General features: G+C 66.0%; 2 protein-coding genes. One reads left to right on the top strand and one right to left on the bottom strand.

Going from position 1 to position 3,618, the window contains the following annotated elements:
* A partial coding sequence (locus QOC89_RS19640) for a YadA family autotransporter adhesin (protein ID WP_323046545.1) occupies positions 1-1,546 on the top strand: 1,546 nt, incomplete at its 5' end.
* 260 nt (positions 1,547-1,806) lie between these two features.
* On the opposite strand, the gene QOC89_RS19645 is transcribed toward QOC89_RS19640, so the two are convergent.
* Positions 1,807-3,618: DUF3418 domain-containing protein (locus QOC89_RS19645; RefSeq protein ID WP_323046546.1), on the bottom strand; the 1,812-nt coding region annotated here is incomplete at its 5' end.

Here is a 3,618-nt window from a genome sequence, read left to right on the forward strand (position 1 = left end):
CGCCTTGGGCCAAGGCTCGCTTGCTGATCGCGCCAACACCGTTTCGGTTGGCGCGGCGGGCCGCGAACGCCAGATCACCAACGTCGCGGCCGGCACGCAAGCCACCGACGCGGTCAACCTCAGTCAACTGGCTGCCGCCACGGCGAGCGCTTCACGCTATTTCAAAGCGACCGGTACCGCCGGCAGCGGTGACGATGCACTCGCCACCGGCGACCATTCAGTCGCCATCGGCAGCGGCGCCGACGCGTCGGGCGCGAATTCCTTCGCCGCCGGTACCAGCACATGGGCGAACGCGACGGACAGCACCGCCGTCGGCACCCTCGCCACGGCCACCGGCACCGCTTCGACGGCGCTCGGCGCCCACGCGCTCGCCAGCGACGACGGTGACACCGCGGTCGGCGGCGGCGCAACCGCCACGGGCCCGAGCGCCACCGCAATCGGCAGCAACGCCTCCGCCACGGCGTTGGGCAGCGTGGCCCTCGGCAGCATGGCTGAAGCCAGCGCAGACGGCTCGGTTGCCTTGGGCCAAGGCGCGAGCGCCCTTGTCGCCGGCTCCGTCGCACTCGGCCAAGGCTCAATCGCAGACCGCGCAAACAGCGTCTCAGTCGGCTCAGTGGGCAGCGAGCGCCAGATCACCAACGTCGCAGCCGGCACCGCCGACACCGACGCCGTCAACGTCTCGCAGTTGAAAGCAGTCAGCGACCAGACGGCCGCCACTGCCGCGAAGCTCGACGGCGCCGTGATGTACGACCAGAACGCTGATGGCAGCGTCAACAAGAACAGTGTGACGCTCGGCGGCGACGCAGGCACCGCGATTCACAACGTCGCCGACGGCGTCGACGCAAACGATGCGGTCAACCTCGGTCAGCTGAATGCGGCTATCAACGGCGCGGTCAGCAACATCACGATCAATACAGCCAATCCGTTCTACAGCGCGGAAGGCGATCGCGATACCGAAGGCGCGGCGGCAACCGGCACGCACTCGGTCGCTTCGGGCGCGAACGCGCAGGCCACGGGCACCAACGCCGTCGCAATCGGCGCGAATTCGAGCGCGAGCGGCAACAACGCCACCGCGCTCGGCGCAGCGGCGAACGCGAGCGCCGACAACTCGGTCGCGCTGGGCCAGGGCTCCGTCGCGGATCGGGCGAATACGGTATCGGTCGGCGCGGCAGGTCAGGAGCGTCAGATCACCAACGTCGCAACCGGCGTGCAGGGCACGGACGCGGTCAACGTGAACCAGTTGCAACAAAGCGTGAGCGGCGCAGTCAGCCAGGCGAACAGCTACACCAACGACCAGATCCGCTCAGCGCGCCGCGATGCGTACGGCGGCACGGCGTCGGCGCTGGCGGTTGCCGGTTTGCCGCAAGCGGTGTTGCCGGGCCACGGCATGGTGGCGATCGCGGGCGGCACGTACGGCGGCCAGTCGGCGATGGCCATCGGCGTGTCGCAACTGTCGGAGACCGGCAAGTGGGTCTACAAGGTGCAAGGTACGACCGACTCGCGTGGTCAGTTCGGCGCGTCGGTCGGCGCCGGCATGCACTGGTAAAACGCCGGCCCGCGTGTCTGGCCCGGCCTGAGCCAGACACGCTGAAGGCCATTAAACAGTTGCACTAAAGGGTTGTACTGAAGGGTTGTATAGCAGCGAGCGGGCGCGGGGCCAAGAGTACCCGCGTCCTTTTGCGCGCGATGTCATCCTCACAAGGAGTGATATCGCGCGCTTTTTTGTGCGCGCAAAAAAAGCGTCGCACTCAGCCGGACAACACCGGCCGAATGAAGCGGCTGCGCGACGGCCGCCCAGCGTGCCACTCAGCGCTGCATCGACTCCCACACCTTGTAGAGACGCTTGACCGAAACCGGCATCGGCGTGCGCAGTTCCTGTGCGAACAGCGAAATCCGCAACTCCTCCAGCAGCCAACGGAATTCCGACAGGCGCGGATCCAGCACGCCACCGCGTTGCGCGACCGCGCGCTGATAGTTTTGCAACAGCGGATGAAACTCAGCGAACTGCCGCGCGTCGCGCGCCGAGTCGGCCTTCAGCTTGTCGACGCGCAGCGCAATCCCTTTCAGATAGCGCGGAAAATGCGCCAGCTGCGGGTATGGCGTATCGACCACGAAGCGCTTGCCGATCAGCCCGTCGAGCTGGTTTTGCATATCCGCATACGCCGCGGTGAACGACTTCGCCTGTACGAGCTTCTTCGTCACGGTCGCGTATTCGCTCAGGATCTGTCCCACCAGCCGCGAGATTTCCTGAGCCAGCAAGGTCAGACGGCTGCGGCCTTCGTCGCGGCGCGTATGAAAACTGACGTCGTCCGCCGGCAACGGGTCTTGCAGACAGGCGCGGTCGAGTGCGGTGTCGATCAGCTGATCGCGCAGCTCTTCCTGGGTGCCGCGCGGCATGAACTGCATCGCCATTTCGCGCAGGCCCGGCAGATTCTTTTCCAGATATTTGATTGGCTCTTTCAGTTGCAACGCGAACAGGCGCCGTAGCCCTGCGCGATGAATCCGCGCGGCTTCGTCCGGCGAATCGAAGACTTCGACGTCGCAATGCGTACCGCGATCCACCAGCGCCGGATAGCCGAACAAAGTCTGCCCGCCACGGCGAATTTCCAGCAACTCAGGGAGTTTGCCGAAATTCCACGTGGTCAGCTTTTCGTACAGCGCGGTGCCTTGCGCGCCGTCTTGCGACGTGGTTTGCGGGCCCGACCCGGCGGCGCCCTTGCCGCGCGACGCCGCGTTGCTCGCCGCGCTGGATGCGCCGGATGCGCCGCTCGCTTGCGCGGCACCCGCCACGCCGCCACCGCCGCCCGCATCCGCCAGCGCGGCCCCCGCCGCGCTCGACGCAATCTTCTGGAAATGCTGCTGGGCCTGGCCGCCGAGTTCCGCGCGCAGTTGCGACATATTTCGGCCCATCGCGAGCTGCCGGCCGTGTTCGTCGATGACCTTGAAATTCATGAACAGATGCGGCGTCAGCGTCTCGAGCTTGAAGTCGGACTGTTTCATTGCGACCTGGGTCTGCTCGCGAACATCGGCGATCAGCGACTCGAGCAAACCGCCCGCGCCGAAGCGCGGACCGCTATGCCGTTCGACGAAACCGGCCGCGTATTCCGGCAGCGGCACGCAATGACGCCGCAGCTTTTGCGGCAGCGACTTCAGCAGAAACTGCGTCTTCTCTTTCAGCATGCCGGGCACAAGCCACTCGCATCGCCGCGCGTCGACCTGATTGAGCGCATACAGCGGCACCGCGAGCGTGACGCCGTCGCGCGGCGAACCCGGCTCGAAGTGATAGGTCAGCGCCATCTCGACGCCGGCCATCGTCATCCGTTTCGGGAACAGATCGGTCGTCACGCCGGCGGCTTCGTGCCGCATCAGATCGTCGCGCGACAGATACAGCAGGCGCAGCTTGTCTTCCGGCTGACCGCTTTTCTTCAGCTCGTCGCGATACCAGCGCTCGAACGACGCGCCGGTATGAATTCCTTTCGGCAGCGCCTGGTCGTAAAACGCAAAAATCAGCTCGTCGTCGACGAGCACGTCCTGGCGGCGCGCCTTGTGTTCGAGCTCCTCGACCTGGGCGATCGTCTTCCGGTTGGCAGCGGCGAAAGGCAGGCGGGTTTCCCAGTC

Origin of the sequence: Paraburkholderia sp. (assembly GCF_034668105.1) — a bacterium.
GTDB lineage: Bacteria > Pseudomonadota > Gammaproteobacteria > Burkholderiales > Burkholderiaceae > Paraburkholderia.